The sequence below is a fragment of the Pantoea sp. SYBGC1 genome, assembly GCF_057197005.1.
Genome location: NZ_JBXUNM010000003.1, coordinates 178459 through 200626 on the forward strand (window position 1 = coordinate 178459; position 22168 = coordinate 200626).

Annotated in this window: 26 protein-coding genes; 15 read left to right on the top strand and 11 right to left on the bottom strand. The window is 56.0% G+C overall.

The annotated features are described in order from the left end of the window. The first annotated feature begins 4 nt into the window (after positions 1-4). From lptE to lipA, 12 genes are all read left to right on the top strand, one after another. Positions 5-604 (top strand): LPS assembly lipoprotein LptE, encoded by a 600-nt coding sequence (lptE, locus tag AC2CF9_RS08120; RefSeq protein WP_039383142.1) that lies wholly within the window; start codon positions 5-7, stop codon positions 602-604. After that, positions 601-1632, top strand: a complete 1032-nt coding sequence (holA, locus tag AC2CF9_RS08125; protein WP_484556727.1) for a DNA polymerase III subunit delta — start codon at positions 601-603, stop codon at positions 1630-1632. Before lptE ends, holA begins: the two co-directional genes overlap by 4 nt. Next, positions 1625-2293 carry a nicotinate-nucleotide adenylyltransferase gene (nadD, locus tag AC2CF9_RS08130; RefSeq protein WP_484556728.1) on the top strand — a complete coding sequence of 223 codons (669 nt, stop codon included), beginning with the start codon at positions 1625-1627 and terminating at the stop codon, positions 2291-2293. Before holA ends, nadD begins: the two co-directional genes overlap by 8 nt. A gap of 111 nt (positions 2294-2404) precedes the next feature. Next, complete coding sequence (rsfS, locus tag AC2CF9_RS08135) at positions 2405-2722, top strand: ribosome silencing factor (protein WP_071668979.1); 318 nt, start codon at positions 2405-2407, stop codon at positions 2720-2722. Between the two features lie 3 nt (positions 2723-2725). Further along, the gene (gene rlmH / locus AC2CF9_RS08140) at positions 2726-3196 is read left to right on the top strand and encodes a 23S rRNA (pseudouridine(1915)-N(3))-methyltransferase RlmH (RefSeq protein ID WP_071668978.1); all 471 of its coding nucleotides are present in this window, start codon (positions 2726-2728) and stop codon (positions 3194-3196) included. Positions 3197-3229: 33 nt separating this feature from the next. Then, positions 3230-5134, top strand: a complete 1905-nt coding sequence (gene mrdA / locus AC2CF9_RS08145) for a peptidoglycan DD-transpeptidase MrdA (protein WP_071668977.1) — start codon at positions 3230-3232, stop codon at positions 5132-5134. A gap of 8 nt (positions 5135-5142) precedes the next feature. Next, positions 5143-6255 (top strand): peptidoglycan glycosyltransferase MrdB, encoded by a 1113-nt coding sequence (gene mrdB / locus AC2CF9_RS08150; protein WP_150017751.1) that lies wholly within the window; start codon positions 5143-5145, stop codon positions 6253-6255. Positions 6256-6265: 10 nt separating this feature from the next. After that, the gene (rlpA, locus tag AC2CF9_RS08155; RefSeq protein ID WP_484556729.1) at positions 6266-7345 is read left to right on the top strand and encodes an endolytic peptidoglycan transglycosylase RlpA; all 1080 of its coding nucleotides are present in this window, start codon (positions 6266-6268) and stop codon (positions 7343-7345) included. A 124-nt stretch (positions 7346-7469) separates the two neighbouring features. Then, entirely contained in the window at positions 7470-8681 is a 1212-nt protein-coding gene (dacA, locus tag AC2CF9_RS08160; RefSeq protein ID WP_039383127.1) for a D-alanyl-D-alanine carboxypeptidase DacA, read from the top strand. A gap of 95 nt (positions 8682-8776) precedes the next feature. Then, positions 8777-9040, top strand: coding sequence for a DUF493 family protein YbeD (gene ybeD, locus AC2CF9_RS08165; RefSeq protein WP_039383125.1), 264 nt, complete (start codon positions 8777-8779; stop codon positions 9038-9040). A gap of 69 nt (positions 9041-9109) precedes the next feature. Next, positions 9110-9760: a lipoyl(octanoyl) transferase LipB gene (gene lipB / locus AC2CF9_RS08170; protein ID WP_484556730.1), complete on the top strand. Its 651-nt coding sequence runs from the start codon at positions 9110-9112 to the stop codon at positions 9758-9760. Positions 9761-9936: 176 nt separating this feature from the next. Continuing rightward, entirely contained in the window at positions 9937-10902 is a 966-nt protein-coding gene (gene lipA, locus AC2CF9_RS08175) for a lipoyl synthase (RefSeq protein WP_484556731.1), read from the top strand. 98 nt (positions 10903-11000) lie between these two features. Here lipA and tatE read toward each other — a convergent pair whose 3' ends face one another. The 6 genes from tatE to AC2CF9_RS08205 form a co-directional block, all read right to left on the bottom strand. After that, entirely contained in the window at positions 11001-11204 is a 204-nt protein-coding gene (tatE, locus tag AC2CF9_RS08180) for a twin-arginine translocase subunit TatE (protein WP_039383119.1), read from the bottom strand. A 99-nt stretch (positions 11205-11303) separates the two neighbouring features. Next, positions 11304-12098: a deaminated glutathione amidase gene (locus AC2CF9_RS08185; RefSeq protein WP_484556732.1), complete on the bottom strand. Its 795-nt coding sequence runs from the start codon at positions 12096-12098 to the stop codon at positions 11304-11306. A 24-nt stretch (positions 12099-12122) separates the two neighbouring features. Next, positions 12123-12548, bottom strand: a complete 426-nt coding sequence (locus tag AC2CF9_RS08190) for a GNAT family N-acetyltransferase (protein WP_094112225.1) — start codon at positions 12546-12548, stop codon at positions 12123-12125. 347 nt (positions 12549-12895) lie between these two features. Next, entirely contained in the window at positions 12896-13105 is a 210-nt protein-coding gene (gene cspE, locus AC2CF9_RS08195) for a transcription antiterminator/RNA stability regulator CspE (protein ID WP_010615627.1), read from the bottom strand. Between the two features lie 150 nt (positions 13106-13255). Continuing rightward, complete coding sequence (gene pagP, locus AC2CF9_RS08200; RefSeq protein WP_083429514.1) at positions 13256-13804, bottom strand: lipid IV(A) palmitoyltransferase PagP; 549 nt, start codon at positions 13802-13804, stop codon at positions 13256-13258. Positions 13805-14432: 628 nt separating this feature from the next. Next, positions 14433-14516: a small membrane protein YohP gene (locus AC2CF9_RS08205; protein ID WP_446676465.1), complete on the bottom strand. Its 84-nt coding sequence runs from the start codon at positions 14514-14516 to the stop codon at positions 14433-14435. A gap of 255 nt (positions 14517-14771) precedes the next feature. Between AC2CF9_RS08205 and AC2CF9_RS08210 the strand changes: the two genes are divergently transcribed. Beyond that, positions 14772-15017 carry a hypothetical protein gene (locus AC2CF9_RS08210; RefSeq protein ID WP_039383108.1) on the top strand — a complete coding sequence of 82 codons (246 nt, stop codon included), beginning with the start codon at positions 14772-14774 and terminating at the stop codon, positions 15015-15017. 39 nt (positions 15018-15056) lie between these two features. Here AC2CF9_RS08210 and gntT read toward each other — a convergent pair whose 3' ends face one another. Beyond that, complete coding sequence (gene gntT / locus AC2CF9_RS08215) at positions 15057-16373, bottom strand: gluconate transporter (RefSeq protein ID WP_039383106.1); 1317 nt, start codon at positions 16371-16373, stop codon at positions 15057-15059. Positions 16374-16648: 275 nt separating this feature from the next. Here gntT and AC2CF9_RS08220 point away from each other — a divergent pair, with 275 nt between their 5' ends. Beyond that, positions 16649-17794, top strand: a complete 1146-nt coding sequence (locus tag AC2CF9_RS08220; RefSeq protein WP_484556733.1) for an iron-containing alcohol dehydrogenase — start codon at positions 16649-16651, stop codon at positions 17792-17794. A 19-nt stretch (positions 17795-17813) separates the two neighbouring features. Here AC2CF9_RS08220 and AC2CF9_RS08225 read toward each other — a convergent pair whose 3' ends face one another. The 3 genes from AC2CF9_RS08225 to AC2CF9_RS08235 all read right to left on the bottom strand — a co-directional run bounded on the left by AC2CF9_RS08225 (position 17814) and on the right by AC2CF9_RS08235 (position 19980). Next, positions 17814-18638 (bottom strand): Cof-type HAD-IIB family hydrolase, encoded by an 825-nt coding sequence (locus AC2CF9_RS08225; RefSeq protein ID WP_484556734.1) that lies wholly within the window; start codon positions 18636-18638, stop codon positions 17814-17816. 103 nt (positions 18639-18741) lie between these two features. Beyond that, positions 18742-19161, bottom strand: coding sequence for an RcnB family protein (locus AC2CF9_RS08230; protein WP_484556800.1), 420 nt, complete (start codon positions 19159-19161; stop codon positions 18742-18744). A gap of 588 nt (positions 19162-19749) precedes the next feature. Continuing rightward, entirely contained in the window at positions 19750-19980 is a 231-nt protein-coding gene (locus tag AC2CF9_RS08235) for a DUF1272 domain-containing protein (protein ID WP_484556735.1), read from the bottom strand. Positions 19981-20111: 131 nt separating this feature from the next. On the opposite strand from AC2CF9_RS08235, the gene AC2CF9_RS08240 reads away from it, so the two are divergent. Then, on the top strand, positions 20112-21215 hold the full coding sequence (locus AC2CF9_RS08240; protein ID WP_071668968.1) for an AI-2E family transporter: 1104 nt from the start codon (positions 20112-20114) through the stop codon (positions 21213-21215). Positions 21216-21497: 282 nt separating this feature from the next. On the opposite strand, the gene AC2CF9_RS08245 is transcribed toward AC2CF9_RS08240, so the two are convergent. Continuing rightward, the gene (locus tag AC2CF9_RS08245) at positions 21498-22148 is read right to left on the bottom strand and encodes a hypothetical protein (RefSeq protein WP_484556736.1); all 651 of its coding nucleotides are present in this window, start codon (positions 22146-22148) and stop codon (positions 21498-21500) included. Positions 22149-22168 lie beyond the last annotated feature (20 nt).

Below are 22168 nucleotides of genomic sequence, written 5' to 3' on the forward strand. Positions count from 1 at the left end.
AACTGTGCGACAACTAGTTATCAGGCTGTTTGTCCTGTTTGCGGTGCTGGTCACCGCAGGCTGTGGATTTCATCCGCGCGGCACCACTCAGGTGCCACCGGAGATGAAAACGCTGATTGTACAGAGTGGCGATCCCTACGGCCCGCTGGCGCGCACCGTGCGTCAGCAGCTGCGCATCAACGATGTAAACATCATTGAGGACAGCAAAGAGGCCAGCGCAACCTACCCGACGCTGCGTCTGGGAGGCGTACGGCAGGCGCGTGACACGGCTTCAGTGTTTATCAGCGGTACCACGGCGGAATATTCGCTGGTGATGACGCTGACTGCGCAGGTCGTGCTGCCAGGCAAAGGGATTTACCCTATCAGCACCACGGTTTATCGCTCGTTCTTCGACAACCCCAACGCTGCGCTGGCAAAGGATGCGGAACAGGATATGATCCTGCAGGAGATGCGTCAGCGTGGAGCCGAGCAGCTGGTGCGTAAACTGCTGACGGTCCATGCCGCGCAGCTCAATAATAAAGAGACGCTGCCGGAGCCGGAGATTATCGCCCCGGGTTCTGATTCACCGGAAGTGCCCTCCTCTTCCGCCACCAGTCTGCAATGATCAGGATTTATCCTGAGCAACTGCGCGCGCAGCTTCGTGAGGGGCTGCGCGCCTGCTATTTTCTCGCCGGTAATGAACCTCTGCTGATTCAGGAGAGTGCGGATGCTATCCGCGCGGCTGCCGACAGTCAGGGATTTGAAGAGCACTTTTCGGTCACGCTGGATGCCCAGACTGACTGGCAGGCGCTTTTTGCCAGCTGTCAGGCGCTGAGCCTGTTCACCCTGCGCCAGACGCTGACGCTGACGCTGCCGGAAAACGGCCCGAATGCTGCGATGGCTGAGCAGCTGGTTACCCTCTCTGCCCTGCTGCATAGCGATATCCTGCTGGTGCTGCGTATGACAAAGCTGACCAAAGCGCAGGAAAACAGCGCCTGGTACAAAGCGCTGAGTCCGCAGGCGGTGCTGGTGCCGTGTCAGACGCCGGAACAGGCACAGCTGCCGCGCTGGGTTGCCGCCCGGGCCAAAGCGATGCAGCTCAGCGTCGATGAGGCAGCGGCTCAGCTGCTGTGCTACTGCTATGAAGGTAATCTGCTGGCGCTGGCCCAGGCGCTGGAGCGGCTGTCGCTGCTCTGGCCTGACGGCAAACTGACGCTGCCGCGCGTGGAAGCCGCAGTCAACGATGCGGCCCATTTTACGCCATTTCACTGGGTGGATGCGCTGCTGGCGGGGAAAGGCAAGCGGGCGCTGCATATCCTGCATCAGCTGCAGAAAGAGGAGAGCGAACCGGTGATCCTCCTGCGCACCCTGCAGCGCGATCTGCTGACGCTGCTGCATCTGCAGCGCAATCAGGCTAAGCAGCCTCTGCGCACGCTGATGGATCAGCAGCGCATCTGGCAAAACCGGCGCGCGCTCTTCACCGGGGCGCTGCAGCGGCTGGACGCCGGACGACTGCATCAGGCGGTACATCTGCTGGCTGAGCTGGAGCTCACCATGAAGCAGGATTATGGCCAGAATCTCTGGCCGCAGCTGGAGACGCTCTCGCTGCTGCTCTGTCAGCGTCACTTTCCGTCAGGATTACATTATGTCTGAACTCTGCGCCCTGTTTGGCGGCACGTTTGATCCGGTGCATTATGGTCATCTGCGTCCGGCAGAGGCGCTGGCGCAGCAGATCGGACTGAAAAAAGTCACGCTGATGCCCAACAATGTTCCCCCCCACCGGCCACAGCCGGAAGCGAGTGCCGCACAGCGGGTGGCGATGCTGCAGTGTGCGATTGCCGACCGGCCGCTGTTTGATATCGACACGCGCGAACTGCAGCGTCAGACCCCCTCCTGGACGGTGACCACGCTGGAAGCGCTGCGCCAGGAGCGCGGCCCGCGGCAGCCGCTGGGCTTTATCATCGGTCAGGATTCGCTGCTGTCGCTGCATAAATGGCATCGCTGGCAGGAGTTGCTGTCACTCTCCCATCTGCTGGTTTGCAAACGGCCGGGCTATGCGACGGAAATGGGTTCGCCTGAGATGCAGCGGTGGCTGGAGCAGCATCAGACGCAGGACAGTGCGGCGCTGCATCAGGCACCGGCGGGCCATATCTGGCTGGCGGAGACGCCGCTTTATGCTATTTCAGCTACCGAGATCCGCCAGCGGCGCCATCAGGGTGAATCCTGCAGCACGCTGCTGCCGGCAGCGGTGATCGACTATATCGATCGCGCCGGCCTCTATCTGGATGTTCCGCCCGCCGGCGCGGGTAAATAACCCGGATATATATCTCCTCCGGTTGTAGCATGCTATACTGCGCCGCTTAATTTTTGGCTGCATTTCCGGGCATTCAGCCAGCCCGCATTACCTGTTTTTAAGGGGAACCTTTTGCAAGGCAAAGCACTCCAAGAGTTCGTTATTGATAAGATTGATGATCTTAAAGGCCAGGATATCATTGCGATTGATGTCCAGGGCAAATCCAGCATCACCGATTACATGATCATCTGCACCGGCACTTCAACCCGCCACGTCTCCGCTATTGCCGATCACGTTATGCAGGAGTCCCGCGTAGCTGGCCTGACTCCGCTGGGCGTGGAAGGTAAAGCAGCGGCAGACTGGGTTGTCGTCGATCTCGGTGACGTCATTGTGCATGTAATGCAGGAAGAGAGCCGTCAGCTTTATGAGCTGGAAAAGCTCTGGAGCTAAGCAGTGAAACTGCAACTTGTAGCCGTTGGCACCAAAATGCCCGACTGGGTTCAGACCGGTTTTATGGAGTATCTGCGGCGCTTTCCGAAAGATATGCCGTTTGAGCTGACTGAAGTTCCGGCCGGGAAACGCGGCAAAAACGCTGATATCAAACGCATTCTGGAAAAAGAAGGCGAAGCGATGCTGGCGGCAACAGGCAAAGGCAACCGTATTGTCACGCTCGACATTCCCGGACAGCCGTGGGAGACCCCGCAGCTGGCGCAGCAGCTGGAGCGCTGGAAGCTGGATGGTCGTGATGTCAGCCTGCTGATTGGTGGTCCTGAAGGCCTGGCTCCGGCGTGTAAAGCCGCTGCTGAACAGAGCTGGTCGCTGTCGGCGCTGACGCTGCCTCATCCGCTGGTACGCGTGCTGGTTGCTGAGAGCCTTTACCGCGCCTGGAGTATCACCACGAATCACCCTTATCATCGTGAATAAACGCCCGACAACCTCCAGATAAAAACGCAGCGGATGAAACTACAGAGCAACGCTTTTCGCGATTACACTGCCGAACAAAAACTGTTTGTCCGCCGCGCCCTTGTGGCGTTCATCGGCATTCTGCTGCTCTCCTGCGTGCTGGTTTTCAACCTCTATCATCTGCAGATCCTGCGCTTTGATGATTACAGCACCCGCTCAAATGAAAACCGTATCAAGCTGGTGCCGGTCGCCCCGAGTCGCGGCATTATCTACGATCGCAACGGCGTTCCGCTGGCGCTGAACCGCACGATTTACCAGGCTGAACTGGTGCCGGAAAAAGTCGACGACCTTAAGCAGACGCTGCAGGCGCTGCGACCAGTGCTGGATCTGACCGACGACGATATCGACGCTTTTGAAAAAGAGCGCAAGCGCTCGCGTCGCTTTACCTCTATTCCGGTAAAAACCGGCCTGAATGAAGTACAGGTCGCACGTTTTGCCGTGAATCAATACCGCTTTCCCGGCGTGGAAGTTAAAGGCTACCAGCGCCGCTATTACCCGTATGGCCAGACGCTGACCCACGTTGTGGGATACGTATCGAAAATCAACGATCGCGACGTAAAACGCCTTGATGAAGAGGGCAAGTGGCCTAACTATGCCGCCACGCATGATATTGGCAAGCTCGGTATCGAAAACTACTACGAAGATGTGCTGCATGGCAAAACCGGCTATGAAGAGGTTGAGGTCAATAACCGCGGACGCGTGATACGCCAGCTGCATGAGCAATCCCCGCAGGCGGGCCGCGATATCTGGCTGACCGTTGACCTGCGGCTGCAGCAGTACATTGAAACGCTGCTGACCGGCAGCCGGGCGGCGGTAGTGGTCAGCGATCCGCGCACCGGTGAGATCCTCGCGCTGGTCTCCACGCCAAGCTACGACCCCAACCTGTTTGTTGATGGGATCTCCAGTAAAGATTATAAGGCGCTGCTCAGTGATGAAAACCGGCCGCTCTATAACCGTGCGCTGCAGGCCGCCTATCCGCCCGCCTCAACGGTAAAACCTTACGTCGCGGTATCAGCGCTGAGCGCGGGCGTTATTAATCGTAATACCAGCCTGTTTGATCCTGGCTGGTGGCAGCTGCCCGGCTCTGAAAAGCGTTATCGCGACTGGAAAAAGTGGGGCCACGGCCGTCTTAACGTGACCAAATCGCTGGAAGAGTCAGCCGATACGTTCTTCTATCAGGTCGCCTACGATATGGGCATCGATCGCCTCTCCGAGTGGATGACTAAATTTGGCTATGGTCATCGCACCGGTATCGACCTGCCGCAGGAGAGCGCCGGTAACATGCCGACGCGCGACTGGAAAATGAAGCGTTTTAAAAAGCCCTGGTATCAGGGTGACACCATTCCGGTCGGCATCGGACAGGGTTACTGGACCGCTACGCCGGTACAGATGAACAAAGCGATGATGATCCTGATTAATGACGGCGTCATCAAAGTGCCGCATCTGCTGCGCGCTACGCGTGAGGGCAGCGCCATGGTGCCTTACCGTCAGCCGCCAGATGCGCCGATTGGCGATATTCACTCCGGCTACTGGGAGATTGCCAAAGATGGCATGTATGGCGTCGCCAACCGGCCTAACGGGACTGCGCACAAAAGCTTTGCTGATGCGCCTTATAAGATTGCTGCTAAATCAGGTACCGCCCAGGTATTTGGTCTGAAAGAGAATGAGACCTACAACGCCCATAAAATTGCCGAGCGCCTGCGCGACCACAAACTTATGACCGCGTTTGCGCCGTACGACAAACCGCGGGTGGCCGTGACCATCATTCTGGAGAACGGCGGTGCTGGTCCGGCGGTGGGAACCGTAATGCGCCAGATCCTCGATCACATAATGCTGGGTGACAATAATACGGTGCTGCCTGAAGCTGCCCCGACGCCGCCCGGCTACGAAGGTGAATAATCATGTCGATGAACGATAGTCCGCAGAAAAGGACGATCTGGACGCGTATCCATATCGACCCGCTATTTATGTTAATTATTTTTGCGCTGCTGACCTACAGCGCCATTGTGATCTGGAGCGCCAGCGGGCAGGATCCGGGCATGATGGAGCGTAAGCTGGGTCAGATTGCCATGGGTACGGTGATCATGCTGGTCATGGCGCAGGTGCCGCCGCGCGTTTATGAGAGCTGGGCGCCCTATCTCTATATTGTCTGCGTAATTTTGCTGATAGCCGTTGATGCCTTTGGTCATATCAGTAAAGGCGCGCAGCGCTGGCTGGATCTTGGATTCGTCCGCTTTCAGCCGTCAGAGATCGCCAAAATTGCCGTGCCGCTGATGGTCGCGCGCTTTATTAACCGCGACGTCTGTCCGCCCACGCTGAAAAATACCGGCATTGCGCTGGTGCTGATCTTTATGCCCACGCTGCTGGTAGCTGCACAGCCCGACCTCGGTACCTCTATTCTGATCGCCGCTTCCGGCCTGTTTGTGCTCTTTCTGTCCGGCATGAGCTGGAAACTGATTGGTGTTGCGGTGCTGCTGGTTGCAGCGTTTATTCCGGTGCTGTGGTTTTTCCTGATGCATGACTACCAGCGCGATCGCGTGATGATGCTGCTCGATCCCGAAAGCGACCCGCTCGGCGCGGGGTACCACATTATTCAGTCCAAAATAGCCATCGGTTCAGGTGGCCTGCGCGGTAAAGGCTGGCTGCACGGCACGCAGTCACAGCTGGAGTTTCTGCCGGAGCGCCATACCGACTTTATCTTTGCCGTGCTGGCAGAGGAGCTGGGCCTGGTCGGCGTGCTGCTGCTGCTGCTGCTCTATCTGCTGCTGATTATGCGCGGCCTGATCATCGCCGCCCGGGCGCAAACCACGTTTGGTCGCGTGATGTCAGGCGGATTAATGCTGATTCTGTTTGTTTATGTTTTCGTTAATATCGGCATGGTAAGTGGTATCTTACCGGTGGTTGGCGTACCGCTGCCGCTGGTCAGTTACGGCGGGTCGGCGCTGATCGTGTTAATGGCGGGGTTCGGCATTGTCATGTCGATCCACACTCATCGAAAAATGTTGTCTAAAAGCGTTTAAGAGGCTGCACATGCGTAAGGACTGGCTTGGGGTTGCACTGGCGTCACTGATATTGAGTGCCTGTACCACACAGGAACCGCAAACAAATACGCCGCCACCACAGCCGGCTTATAACGGTCCGGTAGTAGAGATCCCGGGCGTTGAGCCGCGCTATGAACCAGTTAATCCGGCTACCAGCCAGGATTACAGCGTGAATGGCAAAACCTGGCGCGTGGTCAAAAACCCGTCAAACTTCAGCGAAGTGGGTCTGGCAACCTGGTATGGTGATGAGGCTAAAGGCAACCGTACCGCTATCGGTGAAACCTACGATCCTGATGCCCTGACCGCTGCGCACCCTACCCTGCCACTGCCGAGCTACGTACGCGTTACCAACATGGCGAATGGCCGGCAGATAGTCGTGCGCGTTAACGATCGCGGTCCCTACATGCCCGGGCGCATTATCGATCTGTCACGCGCCGCCGGCGATCGTCTGAACATCTCTAATAACACCCGTGTGCGGGTCGATTTTATCAACGTTGCGCCTGATGGCTCTCTCTCCGGCCCTGGTACAATTGGCACCAGAGTGGCGAAGCAGAGCTATGCGCTGCCAGCCCGCCCCGATCTCAGCGGCGGCAATGTAATGAACGGCGGCAGTGCGCCACAGCCGACAGAATCAGACGTACGCGAGATTGATAACCGTTCGCTGCAGGGCGACGACAGCCTGGGTGCGCCGGTACAGAGCAGCGGCTTTCTGGGCGCGCCGCAGCCGTTAGCAAACGGCGTGCTGGAGGGCAGCGAGCCGTCGCCGGCCCCTGCACCAGCACCAGCACCAGCAGCACCTGCTGTTACCGCCGCCGCGGCCAGCCCGGGCGCACCGGCCAGCGGCAGCTATGTTGTTCAGGCTGGCGCGCTGAACGATGCGGGCCGCGCGCAGCAGCTGGCCAGTACGCTCGGTAAGCGCTTCGGCGTGCCGGGTAAGGTTGAGACCAGCGGTAATGTCTACCGCGTTCAGCTTGGCAGCTTTGCCCGTCGGGCTGACGCGGCAGCGCTGCAGCAGCGCCTCAGTACCGAAGCGCAGATTAACGCCTTTATTACCACAGCCCGTCCCTGATAGTGACGGACAGTAACATTTACGGCTAAAACTGACCGGCAATGCGGGATGCTGCCCGATCCCGCATTTGCTATAGTAAGGCACTTTTTTTCACCCTAACCCCACGGATGTTGTAGTCCTTAACATGAATACGCTGAAACCTTCTCGTTTGCTGAAACGCCTGACAGTGGGATCACTGGTCGCCCTCTCTCTCAGCCATGTTGCCTTTGCTGATGATATCAATCTCAAAACCATGATTCCGGGCGTGCCGGACATTGATGCTGAGGCTTATGTACTAATCGACTATAACTCCGGTAAGGTGCTGGCTGAAAAGAACGCCGATGCGCGCCGCGATCCCGCCAGCCTGACGAAAATGATGACCAGCTACGTCATAGGTCAGGCGGTTAAAGCCGGTAAAATTCATCAGGATGACATTGTTACCGTGGGTAAAGACGCCTGGGCTACCGGCAACCCGGTATTCAGAGGCTCATCGCTGATGTTCCTCAAGCCTGGCGATCGCGTGCCGGTCTCTCAGCTGACACGCGGCATCGTGCTGCAGTCCGGTAACGACGCCTGTGTCGCAATGGCGGATTACGTGGCTGGCAGCCAGGATGCGTTCGTCAACCTGATGAATAACTATGTCGGGGCGCTGGGTCTGAAAAACACCCATTTCCAGACGGTACATGGGCTGGATGCTGACGGCCAGTACAGCTCCGCGCGCGATATGGCGCTGATTGGTCAGGCGCTGATCCGCGACGTGCCGGATGAGTATGCTATCTATCGTGAAAAAGAGTTCACCTTTAACAATATTCGTCAGATGAACCGCAACGGCCTGTTGTGGGACAGCAGCCTGGCGGTGGACGGCATCAAGACCGGCCATACTGAAGCCGCGGGCTACAATCTGGTGGCCTCTGCCACCGAAGGCCAGATGCGCCTGATCTCCGCCGTAATGGGCGGTCACACCTTCAAAGGACGCGAGACCGAAAGTAAAAAGCTGCTGACCTGGGGCTTCCGCTTCTTTGAAACCGTGGCCCCCCTGAAAGCGGGTAAAGAGTTTGCGTCTGAACCGGTCTGGTTTGGTAATACCGATCGCGTTCAGCTGGGCGTGGAGAAAGATGCCTATCTGACTATCCCGCGCGGCCGGATGAAAGATCTGAAAGCGAGCTATGTGCTGAACAACACCGAACTGCACGCGCCGCTGAAGAAAAACCAGGTGGTTGGCAGCATCAACTTCCAGCTGGATGGTAAAACGGTTGAACAGCGTCCGCTGGTGGTACTGAATGAAGTTGAGGAAGGCGGTTTCTTTGGCCGTATCATCGATTACATCAAACTGATGTTCCATCACTGGTTTGGCTGATTTACGGTTGAAAAACCACCAGCTCGCCCATAAATAAGATATGATCAAGGCTCTCGCCCAGGCGGGAGCCTGTTTTTTTAAGCACCGGAGCCAATATGAAAACCAAACTGAATGAACTGCTCGAATTCCCTACCCCGTTTACCTATAAAGTTATGGGACTGGCGCAGCCAGAGCTGGTTGATCAAGTGGTTGAAGTGGTGCAGCGGCATGCGCCTGGCGACTATACACCTGATGTAAAGCCCAGCAGCAAAGGCAACTACCACTCTGTATCCATTACCATTAACGCGACCCATATTGAGCAGGTTGAAACGCTCTATGAAGAGCTGGGTAACATCGATATCGTGCGCATGGTACTGTAATACCGGCGCTGGCAAAGCCCGCTTTGCCAGCGTTATACTCAGGCTTTCCCTCTTTACCGGACCTCCGCTGTGTCTGCAAATACGCTTCTTGTACGCAACCTCGGCCTGCGCGACTGGCAGCCCGTCTCCGATGCCATGCATCACTTCACCGATACCCGCGATGCGGAAACGCCTGATGAGCTCTGGCTGGTTGAGCACGCGCCGGTCTTTACGCAGGGACAGGCTGGTAAAGCTGAACATCTGCTGATGCCGGGCGATATTCCGGTGGTGCAGAGCGATCGCGGCGGCCAGGTGACGTATCACGGCCCGGGGCAGCAGATCATGTATGTGCTGGTGGATATTAAGCGGCGCAGGCTGGGCGTGCGCGAGCTGGTTACGGCGCTGGAAGAGACCGTGATTGCCACCCTGGCAGAGTACGGCGTGACGGCGCGCGCGCGCGCAGATGCGCCCGGCGTCTATGTGGGTGATGACAAAATCTGTTCACTCGGACTGCGGATCCGTAAAGGCTGTTCATTCCACGGGCTGGCGCTGAATATCGCAATGGATCTGGCTCCGTTTCTGCGTATCAATCCATGCGGCTATGCCGGGATGCAGATGACGCAGCTGAGCCAGTTCCGGCCTGACGCTATGCCAGCTGATGTGCGTCCGCGTCTGGTGGCACACTTCGCACGTCTGACGGGATTTGAAGAGATGGCGTGGCAGGATGAAAGCGCGGACTGACCTTGTCTGTGCGTGCGTATTTACAAAATTGTAACCTTTCTCACCGCATAGCGGCTGCTTCTGCAGCGGCGAGATGATATAATTTTTGCAAATTTTTCAAAAAAAGTTGAAAGCCTGGTTCTCAGTTTGAGTGAGGAAGCTTTCAAATCGCAATCCCGATCGGAACCTGCAGATTTATGAGTAAACCAATTCAGATGGAACGCGGCGTCAAGTATCGCGATGCCGACAAAATGGCGCTGATTCCGGTGAAAACCGTGGTCACCGAGCGCGACGAAATTCTGCGTAAGCCGGAGTGGATGAAGATCAAGCTGCCGGCTGACTCCAGCCGCATCCAGGGCATTAAAGCTGCGATGCGCAAAAATGGCCTGCACTCTGTTTGCGAAGAAGCGTCCTGCCCTAACCTGGCAGAGTGTTTCAACCACGGCACCGCCACCTTTATGATCCTTGGCGCCATCTGTACCCGCCGCTGCCCGTTCTGCGACGTGGCACACGGTCGTCCTAACGCCCCTGATGCGAACGAGCCGCTGAAGCTGGCGCAGACCATTGCCGATATGGCGCTGCGGTACGTGGTTATCACCTCTGTCGATCGTGACGATCTGCGTGACGGCGGCGCACAGCACTTTGCTGACTGCATCACGGCTATTCGTGATAAGAGTCCCAGCATCAAAATTGAAACGCTGGTCCCTGACTTCCGCGGGCGTATGGATCGTGCGCTGGAGATCCTCACCGCCACGCCGCCTGACGTGTTTAACCACAACCTGGAAAACGTGCCGCGCGTCTACCGTCAGGTGCGTCCCGGCGCTAACTATGAGTGGTCGCTTAAGCTGCTGGAGCGCTTTAAAGAGGCGCATCCCGATATCCCAACCAAATCGGGCCTGATGGTGGGCCTGGGCGAGACCAACGCGGAGATCGTGGAAGTGATGCGCGATTTGCGCCGTCACGGTGTGACCATGCTGACGCTGGGGCAATATCTGCAGCCGAGCCGTCATCATCTGCCGGTACAGCGCTATGTCAGCCCGGCGGAATTTGATGAGATGAAAGAAGAAGCGATGGCGATGGGCTTCACTCACGCCGCCTGCGGCCCGTTTGTGCGCTCTTCTTATCATGCGGATATGCAGGCTAAAGGACTGGAAGTAAAATAATCCTCTGCTGATATCCTCCTGATACAAAAAAACCAGCCTCTGTGAGTCTGGTTTTTTTTCATCACAACTTGTTACAGTTGTGCGGCCCGGGCGCGCCTTTACTCTTTATGGCTGACGCGCTCTGCCGGGATCTCATCTGCACTGCTCTTTGCAACGGTGCTGTCGTCGTCTTTCATGGCTTTTTTAAAGCCCTTGATCGCCGATCCTAAATCACCGCCCAGCGAACGCAGCTTATTGGTACCAAATAACAGAACAATAAGTGCACCGATAATCAGCAGCTTGGCAATACTGATACCTTCCATACTCTACCTTCAGCTCTCACGTATAACGGACAGTCCTTATTAACGCGCACTCTGCGCTGGCGCTCAACACAATTCTGTAACAGAGTAAGATCGGACCGGTCACTCCTGACGCAGCTGCGGCGTGGCAAAGCGGCGATTCTCCAGCACCGGCAAAATGCGGCGTGCGTAAGCGAGTCGCTCCGCCTCCAGATCGGCGATGATCAGCGTGGCAGATTCAGCGGCCTGTGCGATCGTCACCCCCAGCGGATCGATCGTCATGCTGTTGCCAATATTACGCGGCCCGCATTCACCAGTGGCAACCAGATAACAGGTGTTTTCCAGCGCCCGGGTCGCCGTCAGTAGCGCCCAGTGACGCTCTTTCTGCGGGCCTCTGACCCACGCAGCGGGCAGCACCAGTACCTCTGCCCCATCCAGCGCCAGGCGTCGCGCCAGCTCAGGAAAACGGATATCGTAGCAGGTCATCAGCCCGACCTTCATGCCGGCGACCTCAATCAGCGGCGGGATAGTGCTGCCTGCCGTAACGCGCTGTGATTCCTGCATCGCAAAGGCGTCATAGAGGTGCAGCTTGGCGTAGTGCGCAATGATCCTGCCGTTACGCAGGGCGATCAGCACATTCTGCGTTTTTCCTGCGGCAGCCGGTACGTGCACGCTCATAATGGTGGTGAGGCTGTTCTCTGCGCTCTCAGCCAGCAGCGCGCTGACAAACGGCCCATCAAGCGGCTGGGCCGCCTGCAGAATACGATCGGGACGCTCTCTGTCTTGCATCAGTACCGCTTCCGGCAGCACTAGCAGATCGGCTCCTCCTGCCCGCGCACGCTGCATCAAATTGCGACAGGTGACGATATTCTCCTGCCATTCGCTGCTGACGGCGAACTGCCCCATTGCCGCTCTCATTGTCTCTCCTCCGATACCGGTGCGCTAACAGAGATCTTTTGTATGGTAGCGCGGTGACTCCACATAGCCTTCACGTGCGTAAAACTGATTAGCTTTAAGCCGCGAGGCGTGACAGTGCACCTCCATACGATCGCAACCTCGCTGCCGCGCCAGCTGCTCAGCGTGGGACAGCAGCTGCTGGCCGCTGCCTTTACTGCGTTCACCTTCAGCAATGCAAAAGTAGCTGATGCGGGCAAAATCACCTGCCAGCGCCAGCTGCGGAATAAAATGCAGCGACAAAAATCCCAGTACCTGCGTTCCGTGTTCAGCCACCAGCAGGATCTCATCCTGATGAGTACAAAGCTGCGCCAGCCGCGCTTCAATAAAGTGCTCGGTGCCGCTATAGCCAAGCTCAGCCAGCAGCGCGCTCAGGGCGAAACAGTCATCAGGCCGCGCCTCACGTATATGCATAGTGCTTCTCCTTGTATCGGGCTGATGTTTATATAGCCTGTGAACGGGAAAAGCTGCAAGCGGCAGTGGTTAAAACTCTGGTTTGTGAAGCATTGAGCGCACTCTGCGGCGTCATATTTCTGTCATCTGAGCTTAAGGCTGACTTAATCTTGCTTTGGCATGCTGAGGGAAATCACATCTGAGGCGAGTAGAATGAAAAACTGGATCCCACGTTCTTCGGAAGAGATGCTGGCACTGGCTTTTACTGCGACAGTGGTCGCCGCCTGGCTGATCACCTGGTGGCAGAACTGAAAAAAGAATAAAAAAAACCCGCCTGATGGCGGGTTTTTAAAATTCTGACTGTTAACTTACAGAGCGGTAACGTTAGCAGCAGATGGGCCTTTAGCGCCGTCGGTGATTTCAAACTCTACACGCTGACCTTCAGCCAGAGTTTTGAAGCCGTTGCTCTGGATAGCAGAGAAGTGTACGAATACATCTTTGCTGCCATCTTCTGGAGTAATGAAACCGAATCCTTTGGACTCATTAAACCACTTAACGTTACCTTTGATCTTGGACATCTATATTACCTTTACATGAAAAATGGACACTAAACTGTGTCGTCATCTAGTACAGCAATTGCAGTGGCATTTGTCCAGTCCGAATTGATGAAAAAGTGATAAATATCGGATTTTTGTCTTTGCATCACACTTTTGCACTTATCTGCTCGCTTAAAACTGGAATCTGAGCCAGGCAAAATAGACGTTGCCGTTGTTATAAGTACCGGGAATGTAAGTCATTTGAAACGTGGCGGGTCCGTAGCCTACGGATGCCAGCGGCAGCACCAGCGGCACCGGAATATATTTCCAGTTATCGCGCGCGGTGAAGCCAGCCGTATAGCCAGCCCCCAGATGAAAACGCTGATCCTGCAGCGGACGCCACGTCGCTTCCCAGCCATAGCCGGCAATCGGTTCCCACTTGTTGAAGGAGTCTTTAAACGCCATCACGTAGAGCCCGTTCCAGTTCCCCTTATCATCCCAGCGCGAGATGCCGCCCCCTGCCCCCCACGGCCGTTCGTTATATTTTCTGATGTGCGCATCATCATACGTCCAGCGGTTGTGCCAGGTGATGGCAGGTACATAAAGATCGTAATGCTGCGGCGCAGACCATGTCTGGGCCACATTGTCGCTGAAACTATTCCATCCCGCCTTAAGCGCGGCGCCTGCCGTAGCGGCTGAGGCAGAAAATGAGACCAGTAAGGTCAACACGCAGCCCGACATGGCTGCTGAAACGTGTCGATTCACGGATAAAACCCTGTTATTGCAAAATTTGATAGCATGCAGAACCTCTGTAGCCTGCTCTGCAAAAGTGATTGCTGCATTTTTGCGTCTGAAATTGCCAAAAGTAGCGGTAATCCTTTTCAGATATAGCCTGAAATAACGCGCATGCAAGGGGCCTATTGTACCTGCGAGAGCGGTTACGAATAAAACCGGAGTTAAACGAATCAGAAAAAGTGCTTTTGTGACATAAAGTGCAGTTTTGATAATCGGCTAAAAGCAAAAAAATGTTATTTATCATAAAATAACGTAAATTTTTCCTGTCACCATACAGGTAAACAGAATTAATCATTTGAAGCCAGGGTCTGATTGCGATATTTCTTATTTTCCGGGAGGGAACAGGGAGAGAAACGGTGACGATTTGTTGCAGCCAGTGCGGCAGTAAAAAATTCTTTTATACATGCCAGCGGAGTGAAGCTTCAGAGCCGGCAGCTCATCACGGCGCACGCTGTGCCGTATGCAGAAAGCCGCTAAACAGTTCGGATATTAAACCGCCTGAAATAGCCGTCAGAGAGACTATTGTACGCTATGCGCGATAACAATTTCAGGCACCCGCAGGTGCCTGAACACGTCAGAAAATCAGCTTGAATACACCCGTAATAGTCAGCAGCCCGACAATAAAGACAATCGCAATAATCCACAGAAATATTTTCATTATTCGCTCCTTCAGTTTGAAAATTTATGCATCCGCCGATGAGTATAGCTGAATATCCTGAACGCGCCGCACGCTGCCGGTACGCGTTTCGCTTCACCGGCCAGGTGAATAAGCCCGTGCTATTTCTGCGAGCAGGGTCGCAGCTCAGCCATTAACTGGTCCTGCAGGCGCTCTTTGCAGATTTCGACGCGCTAAACTTAAAGCGCCTGTGACGGGCCTCAATGGTTATCTCTGTTAGCGAAACGAGGAGAAATTATGAGTACGATTAATACCAGCATGGGACGTTATAGCCTGAAGGCGAAGGAGGTCGGCAGCCATATTAAAGGGAGTATCGCTATTAACGACGAAGGCGGTACGCAGCTGACCATGCAGGAGTTTGATGAACACTATCTGGATGATGTGGTAAACAATGTCATCTACCCGGTAACGGGAGGCAATCGTGAAATTACCCGCGCACTGCGCGAGCAGATGGTAAAAGCGGGGTTTGAGCAGCCACATTAAGGCTGTCGGGCCACAATTCTGTGGCCCGTTATAAGCTGATTACAGCGCAGCAGAAAGCAGCAGACAGCCTGCCAGACCGCATACGGAAATAATCGTCTCCAGCGCCGACCACGATCGGATCGTCTCACCGATGGTGAGATTAAAATACTCTTTAAACAGCCAGAAGCCGGGATCGTTAACGTGCGAGAAGATAACGCTGCCGGAGCCTACCGCTATCACCATCAGCTCAGGGCTGGCACCACTGGTCACGATCAGCGGTGCCACAATCCCGCCCGCCGTAATGGCGGCAACCGTGGCTGAACCCAGCGCAATACGCAGGATCGCCGCAATCGACCAGGCCATAAAAATAGGCGACAGATTGGTCGCATGCATCATGCCCGCAATATATTTATCCACGCCGCTGTCTACCAGCACCTGTTTAAAGGCTCCGCCACCGCCAATAATCAGCAGCATCATTGCAATGATCTTGATAGAGTCGGTGATGGTGCCCATCACCTCATCCATGCTGCGTCCGCGATTCAGACCGAAGGTAAAAATAGCGATAAGCACGGCGATCAGCGTTGCCATAATCGGGTCGCCAAAGAATTCAGCGTAAGGCAGCAGCACGTGTCCTTTCGGCAACAGCATCTCAGCCACCGCACGCAATGCCATCAGGATCACTGGCACCAGCGCGGTCCAGACGCTGACGCCAAATCCTGGCATCTCTGCTTCTGTAAAGGTTTTTGGATTCCACAGCCCTTCCGGAATCGGCTTATCGATGCCTTTCAGAAAACGCGCATACACCGGGCCAGCCAGAATTACGGTAGGGATCCCCAGTAGCGTGCCGTAAAGCAGCGTTTTACCCATATCAGCGTTAAACAGCGTCGCGATCGCGGTTGGACCCGGATGCGGCGGCAGAAAGCCGTGCGTTACCGAGAGCGCGGCTGCCATGGGAACGCCGACGTAAAGCAGCGGCACGCGCGCTGAGGCAGCGATACTGAATACCAGCGGCAGCATCAGTACAAACCCCACCTCATAAAACAGCGCAAAGCCCACGGTAAAACCGGTCAGCACCAGCGCCCACTGGATATGCTTCTCACCAAATTTTGCAATCAGGGTGGTGGCGATACGCTGCGCGCCGCCGCAGTCAGCCAGCAGTTTGCCCAGCATGGCTCCAAAGCCCATAATCAGCGCCAGGCTGCCAAGTGTCCCGCCTACGCCGGTTTTGATTGAGCCGATCACTTTATTGACCGGCATGCCCTGCATCATGCCCACCGCCAGCGCCACCAGAATCAGTGCGATAAAGCCGTTAAGTTTGAAGCGAATCATCAGCAGCAGCAGTAGCGCTACACCGATGGCCACATAGAGTAATGGCATGGTTATTCTCCACTTTTTACGCGCGGCGTCAGTTGCCAGCGGGTTGCGTTGTACTACCGGATCGGCCAGATGCGGCCGGATGTTGCGAAATGCGTCATACTGTTACCGGTATCATGTTAAGGGCAACACCGGGCCGGTAACATCAGAGCGGCGGGCTGAATTTCGTTTTTGCGAAGGCGATCAACTTTTGCTCATTAAGCTGGCGGCGTTTATACCTGCGTCAGCAGCGCTTTTCGCTACACTGGCTGCCTGAAATCATTTGAAAGGATAGACAGGTGAGTGAGAATCTGATTGCACTTTACAGTAACCAGCGAACCCTGTGCGGACGCGGCAGCATTCGCACGCTGCCCGCGCTGCTGGCTGAGGAGCCGCAGCCTGCGCTGCTGTTTTGCGGCCGCTCATTTCTCAATAGCGAGACGTGGCAGCAGCTGAAGGGTGAGCTGCAACACGCTATCCAGGACTATGAAATAGTCAGTCATGAGGCTTCTCCGGAAGAGATTGACGTCTGGGTTGCGCGCTGGCGCGGACGGGTTAAGCGGGTAGTGGCGATTGGCGGCGGCAGCGTGCTGGATGCGGCAAAAGCGTTCTGCGCCATGACAGAGCATCCGCTGCCGACGGCGCGCTACCTGGAAAAAGTGGGGGATACGCCGGTGCAGGGCGACACGCTGCAGCTGATCGCCATCCCCACTACCGCCGGCACCGGCAGTGAAGTCACGCAAAACGCTGTGGTCACCGATCAGCAGCACATCAAAATAAAAGCGTCGCTGCGCCATCCGAACTTTGTTCCTTCCGTCGCGATTCTCGATCCCGACCTGCTGCGCGGCGCACCTGATAGCCTCCTCGCCACCTGCGCAATTGACGCCTTTACGCATCTGTTCGAAGCGTACCTGTCGAAGAAAGGCAACGTATTTACTCAGCAGATGGCGCTCAGCGGCCTGCGGCTATTTTTTCAGGCCTGGCCGTACCTGAACCGCGCTGACAGGCAGGGTGACGAGGCGCGCGAGGCAATGATGATGGCGTCCTGGCTGGGCGGCCTCTGCCTGAGCAGCGCCGGCCTGGGAGTGATCCATGGCATCGCAGGCGAGCTGGGAGCGATCAAAGCGATTCACCATGGTGAAGCCTGCGGCCGTCTGCTGTTTCCGTTTCTGGATCAGCTGGCAGAAAGCGACCACCCTGAACAGCAGCGCCTGATGAGCACGTTTGCGGCGCAGCTGATGCCCGGCGTCTCCGCGCCTGCCCCGCTGGCGCTGAAAGCCTGGCTACAGCAGCACGCTATTGTCCCGTTCTGGCAGGAGGGACCTGCGCTCTCTGCCACAGAGGTGGACTGGATTGTCGCACGCGCCAACAGTAAAAACAGCTGGGTAACCTATAACAGCGCGCAGATGACCGACATGCTTGTTCAGGCGTGGCGCGTGCTCTGAGCCTGCTGGCGCGCTCTGCTCAGGCGAACGGGCCCTCACCCACCAGCATCTGCTCGATGACCTGCAGCACGCCAGCATGATTATTATCCGCGGTGACATAGCGCGCCGCGGCTTTCACCCGCGCCGGCGCGTTCTGCATCGCAAAGCTAAACCCCGACTGCGCCAGCATTTCCAGATCGTTGCCACCATCGCCGAATGCCAGGACTTCGCTGCTCTCAATCCCCCAGCGCTGCTGCAGCAGACGCAGCCCGTTGGCCTTGTGGAGGCCAGGCACAATCAAATCCACTGAGCCGTGGCCACTGGAGGTGGCCGCAGCCGATCCCTGGTGCAGCCGCTCAATGTCTGCCATTAAAACCGGCACATAGTCATCAGAGAGGTTCAGGGCAAATTTAAACAATCGATCGTCGGCAATCTCATCCAGCGTCTCAATGGGCCGCAGGCGATGACAATAATGCCGCATCTTCTGCAGCCACTGCGCGTCCGCACCGGCAAAGTAGTAGGCGCTGTTGCGACCACAGATAAGAAAGCGCAGGCCGGGATAGTTACCCTGCTGCAGCGTATCCAGCACGGCGTTCACCGCCTCACGGCTGAACGCGCCGCAGAAAAGCTCCTCTTCGCTATCGAGGATCCACGCACCGTTCTCCGCAACAAACGCGATCTCATGGGCTATTTCCGGAAAAAAGGATTTCAGCTGGTAATACTGATTGCCGCTGGCGACGACAAACCGGATACCGCGCTGTTTCATCTTTTGGTAGCAGGCCATGAACCGCGGACGGTCATACTGCTTACGGTCATCCAGAAAGGTGCCATCCATATCCACTGCTACCATTTTTACTGCGGCCATCATCACTCCTTAGCACATGTGTATTAGCGGTAGCTCACAGAATAGCCTGGCAAAGGGTGAAAGCAGAAGCGCAGCGGGAGGCGTGGTTCCTCCCGGCAAGAGATTAATCGAAGGCGCCGTTGAGTAATATGGCGGTGATGATGCCGGTTGCAGCCGCTACCAGCACATAATTGCCGTCGATAAAGGCCCAGTGCTCACCGCGCGGCGGTGCGGTAAGGCCGCGATCGCGCCAGTTATCCACGCGGTATCCGGCACCGCGATAGGCGGGTGGCATCGGCTGGCCGCGCCGGAACTCGTGCCCCTGCCAGGCAAAGCGGTCAGCGTGATGATGCCCTTCCGGCCCGCCCCGCTCGCCGTGACGCTCATTACCTGGTCCACGGCGATCGGCTTCCCGCCCGGATGCGTGCTGGCTTTCATGTGTATTCCAGCGGGGACCGCCAGGGCCTTCTGCCTGACTCAGCGCAGAAAACAGCGTGCTGCATGCAATAAGGGAAATAGCGATCTGCGTTTTAATTTTTTTCATCATGGTCTCCATCACAGCAGCAATAAGTGCGCTGCCGGCAGAGACTATTAACCAGTCACGCAGCGAATAATAGTTCTTTCATTCTTAAAAACTCCATTATTACAGTAAATTACACTGCCTTAGCGCTTTCTTAACGAAGATGTCTGGCCGGATACAAATAAGTACCGCAGAGAAAAAAACATAAAAAAACCCGACCGCAGGGATCGGGTAAATAAAAATGTTTCATTATTCAGAAACAGGGAAACCCTGCAAATCAGAGGGTAAAACTGAAGCACACAACGCCACATCACCAGCATTGCGCGCGCAGAATAACACTTCACCGCCAAAACAATAAATAAAATTAATCGGATTTAGGAATATTACTTAACGCTGCCGGGCAGATTAACACTGCTTATAAATAAGGTCAGTGCTCTGACCTCACGCCAGTGGCGGAATTAAAATCTCATAAAAAACATAAAATTAAAATAATTACCTTTTGGGGCTGGCAACAGGAAAATAACTGCCCTTTCTGATCTGTGGTTTCACTGCGGATAACATTATAAGCAGCTTAATTAATTATCTACTGGTCACTCATTGCGCGCGCCGGAATTACGGCTGCCGGATGTGCCGCAGCAGAGAAGCCGGATGCCGCACCAGCGCTGCGGCAGGTCGTATCGGGCGACGAACCAGTTCGCCGCTGCAGTTCGGACAGCGCTGCAGCAAAACATGCTCAGCGCAGGTTGAGCAGAATGTGCATTCAAATGAGCAGATACGTGCCTCCGCGCTTTCCGGCGGTAAATCGGCATCGCACCACTCACAGTTAGGTCGCAGTTCAAGCATAGGGTTCTCCGGTTTGGCGCAGGCTCAGGACAGATTTTTATCCGTTACTGCATTCAATCATGTGAAACAGATTACATTCTGCGCCAGCCGTTCTATAGTTCTTTCGCTACGGTTATTTGCGAGGCTATGGAATGCGTGTTAAAGGCTTAAATATCGGTTTCTTTATTCTTATCCTGGCGATTGTCACCATCGCCTTTTTTGATGTGCTGTCACCTTATTTTTCTGCCATTCTCTGGGCGGCTATCCTGGCGGTGATTTTTGCCCCGCTGAAGGTGCTGCTGCGGCGTAAAATGGGCGACCGTAACGGGCTTGCCTCTTTTGTTACGCTGATGATTATCTGTCTGATTGTATTTACGCCGCTGGCGATCATCACCTCATCGCTGGTGGTGGAGATCAATACCGTTTACGTCAAGCTGCAGAATAATTCAGCGCAGTTTCCGACAGTGTTTGCTGAGCTGCTGCAGCATCTGCCGGGCTGGGCGCAGCGCTATCTGGCCGACCACGATCTCAACAACTCTGCCCAGATTCAGCAAAAGCTCTCTGAGTTCGCGCTGAAAGGTGGCCAGTATATGGCGGGCAGCGTGCTGCTGATTGGTAAAGGCACGTTTACCTTTACCGTAAGCTTTGGCGTGATGCTCTATTTACTGTTCTTCCTGCTGAAAGATGGTGCCTGGCTGGTGGGGCTGATCCTCGAAGCGCTACCACTCTCCACCTATGTGAAGCATCATCTGCTGATGAAGTTTGCTGCGGTGTCGCGCGCAACGGTGAAAGGGACCGTGGTGGTGGCGATTGTTCAGGGTGTTCTGGGCGGCTTTGCTTTCTGGATCACTGACATCGACGGCAGCCTGCTGTGGGGCGCGCTGATGGCGTTCCTGTCGCTTATCCCGGCGGTCGGATCCGCCATCGTCTGGGTGCCGGCAGCGATCTTTTTCTTTGCCACCGGCGCGCTGTGGAAAGGCCTCTTCCTGGTCGGTTTCTTTGTGGTGATTGTCGGCCTGGTAGATAACATTCTGCGCCCGCTGCTGGTAGGCAAAGACACCAAGATGCCGGACTATATGATCCTGATCGCCACGCTGGGCGGCATGGAAATCTACGGCATCAACGGCTTTGTGATTGGCCCGCTGATTGCCGCTCTGTTCATCGCCTGCTGGAACCTCCTCTCCGGTCGCGATAACCGCGACAACGCCGAAGAGATTGATGAAGAGTTTATTGAAGAGGGCAAAACGCGCGAGTAGCGCTATGCGCTGAGCTGACTAAAAACCGCCTGCGGGCGGTTTTTTTATGACGGCGGCTGCGAACAAAGTAAATCCTATAACCGATCCAGACTCTGGCCCGATTTCTGCTGGCGCAAACTGCCGGATAAGCCAGTACCAGGGCTGATACTCTTTCAGATGTTGAAGGCTATTCAGCCGCCGCATTCCCACTGCTTTCTCTGCCACACGCTTCAGCCCAGATGCATCAGCCAGAGATGCAACGATAGCCTTTTTCGGCCAGCGCGGCCGGGTCCGTCTCGCCCGCTATTTGCCCGCGAGACCTGCCGCGTAAGCCGTCACCGCCCCCACCACCGCGTGCACCATCAGGTTCGCCTGCACGTTCACCGAATCGTCCGCGTTCAGCGTCTGGTTATGAATAACCTCTGCCAGATACGGTGCCGCCGCGCCCGTTACCGCCCGCGCCAGGCTGCCCCCCGCCAGGCCCTGCACCGCCGCCGTCGCTGCCTGTATACCCTGCTGGAGGGCGCTGCCGGTGCCGAAAGGCGCCGCGGCGGCTTTATAGCTGTCCGTTGCGGCCAGCGCTTTGTTGTAGTCAGCCCACTCCGCCTTCGGCGCGCCTTCGCCCGGCTCTCTGATATCCTTTGAGGCCAGCTCCGCCTTACCGGCATTCGTGGCCCTTATCTGCCCCTCCGTGCGCGCGATGTCCGCCGCCTGGTTGCCGATTTCCCCTATCAGCTGCGCCGCCTGCAGCCGGTTCTGCTCCCTCTCTTTATCGGATATCGGCGACAGCGTCTGGTCCGCGTGCGCGGCGTCGGTAGTTTTCAGACTCTGTTTGCCGTAACTAAAAGCAGATACCGCTGGTGCCGGAAAACCCGCTCTTTTCTCCTGCGCCAGATGCTGTTCGTTGTTGCGTTCAGTCGCCCCGGTAGGACTAAGATCGTGGTGCGACTGCAAAGCAATTGATTATCCAGCTG